The organism is Thiococcus pfennigii, from assembly GCF_016583835.1.
In the GTDB taxonomy this organism is placed as follows: Bacteria; Pseudomonadota; Gammaproteobacteria; order Chromatiales; family Chromatiaceae; genus Thiococcus; species Thiococcus pfennigii.
Map to the genome: position 1 here is coordinate 1 of NZ_NRRW01000129.1, position 1,600 is coordinate 1,600.

General features: G+C 51.7%; 1 protein-coding gene. It reads right to left on the bottom strand.

The window, feature by feature from the left end; translation table 11 throughout:
* Positions 1-267: 267 nt before the first annotated feature.
* A partial coding sequence (locus tag CKO41_RS18190; protein WP_207144176.1) for a hypothetical protein occupies positions 268-1,600 on the bottom strand: 1,333 nt, incomplete at its 5' end.

Consider the following 1,600-nt stretch of genomic DNA (forward strand, 5'->3'; position numbering starts at 1 on the left):
GAACAATCAGGCAGTTAGCGGCGGCGCCGTGGGCCCAGACGGCTTCCGGCCGCTCGACTTCCGGTGCCCGATTCGATTATAAGGCATTGTTCTTGCGATTGAAAACGACTTTCCGTCCAGGCACTAGCTACCGACTTCAGGGTTTCTTTCGCCATTCTCGTGGCTGTATCCTTTGCGCGCTCGCCGCTATGTTTCTCAATGTCTGAGCGCTTCGGGTAGTACTTCGCCAAGTACTCTTTGTAAGTCTTTATAGACGTGCCAGTGTCGTCAATCATACGCTTTCTCTCCGCGTGCCCCTACGAAATAGTTCGCAAAGAAATGGTGGTTCAATTCTTTGTCAAAGTAATGCTTGCGTTTGATCCAAACCATTCCATCGCCACGTGAAATCACAGCAACATCTATAGGACCACCAACCGTCTCTTCTTCCATTGAAACGCGACGCTTGAGGGACGTGAGGTGCACCAGCGCTTCGGCCATCGACGCCAACTCTTCCTTCGGGAGCACTCCAACCGCGTGGGTAATCGGATCGACATGAAAGTCACGGCGATAGCGACCGAGCTTCTTGATAGCATCATGGGCCGCTATTTCCATCGCTCGGTCTATCTCCTTTTTGACAGCTGAAATCGTGCTCTGCGCTCCATCTATGTGCTTTGCCAACGAATCCGCTACGAGTCCAGTCACCTTGGAAAAAAGTAACGCAAGATATTGGTCGATCAAGTCCCGATACTCCGGGTTTACCCCTTCCATAAAAGTGGTAATCATGTCCGATTGGGCAAAAGATGACACAAGCGCGGGGTTTCTGATACCGACCTCGACTGTATCTTGACTTCGAATCCTGAGCTTTTTTGAGAATGTTCCGTCAACTATGTGCGAAGTCAGTCTCGGAAAAATTTCCTCAGTTCCGTAACCCGCGATCACTATTCCAGAATAATTCGAATCAAATGCCTGCCGCGTCAGATTGTATCCTGCGCATAATCGCAATTTTCGCGATGAGCCAGAGCTAATGGGCAATTCCTCAAATACTTCACGTTTTAGTTTGGCAAGCAGGGCACCATTCTCTTTTATGAACGCAGAAGTTGTTTTTTCGTCCTGCTCTTCAAAGAAGGAAAATTTCTTTAAGGTGTCGAGTTCCTCATTGGCGCATGCATCAACGATCCCTCTTAGCTCGTTCTCGGAGACCTCGCCTCCCTTTTCTCGTAAACGTTGCTCAACACGCTCGTCGATTTTAGTCCTTATTCTTAGCCAAACGCCTACAATACGGTTAACGGTGAATTGCTCGTGGGCCTCGGTGGGAATGAGCTTGTCATTGCTATTGAGATAATTGAAGAAGTCGGCCGCATAGTCCTCTAGGCGCGCGAAGCGGGTTCCGCCTAGTTCGTGCCTGGAAGAAAACCCCGTTGAATTCAAAAAAACCGCTGGCCTCATGCCGCCCCGGCGGCGGCTTTTCATTCGGATCGAGGCCGTCAGCGAGGAATACGGGGGGGCGATGTGAATTGCTTTCATCTTCCGCGTCCATTGGACAGACCCGTCCCTCGGATCGGCCCCGATGGCCCGCGCGAGGCGCTCAGGCGGCGCGCTTTCGTCGGCGCCGCTCGGCCTC